At 60.4% G+C, this 525-nt stretch carries 1 protein-coding gene; it reads left to right on the forward strand.

What is annotated here, in order from left to right; all coding sequences use genetic code 11:
- On the forward strand, positions 1-525 hold a 525-nt coding region (locus HHU12_RS34835; RefSeq protein WP_169661252.1), incomplete at both ends, for an amino acid permease.

Here is a 525-nt window from a genome sequence, read left to right on the forward strand (position 1 = left end):
GGGGGCGATTATCGCCATGATGCTGGCGGGGGCGGGGATCATCTTCTTTGGCTTTGGCCACAGCTTCCCGGCCACCGGGCTGGAAAACCTCTGGAGCCACGGCGGCTTTGCCCCTAACGGCTGGCAGGGCGTTATCGCCTCGCTTGGCATCGTGATGTTCGCCTTCGGCGGGGTGGAGATTATCGGCGTCACCGCCGCGGAAGCGAAGGATCCTAAGAAGGTGATCCCGCAGGCCATCAATACCATTCCGCTGCGCATTATCCTGTTCTACGTCTGCACCCTGGCGGTACTGATGGCGATCTTCCCGTGGAACAGCTTTGGCGAACAGGGGAGTCCGTTTGTGCTTATTTTCGACGGTCTGGGGATCCCGGCGGCGGCGACCATCCTTAACATCATCGTGATCAGCGCCAGCATCTCGGCGATTAACAGCGATATTTTTGGCGCCGGACGCATGATGTACGGCATGTCGAAAGAGGGGCTGGCGCCGAAAAGCTTCCAGCGCATCGCCAGCAACGGTGTGCCCTG

The sequence above is a fragment of the Flammeovirga aprica JL-4 genome, assembly GCF_012844305.1.
GTDB lineage: Bacteria > Bacteroidota > Bacteroidia > Cytophagales > Flammeovirgaceae > Flammeovirga > Flammeovirga aprica.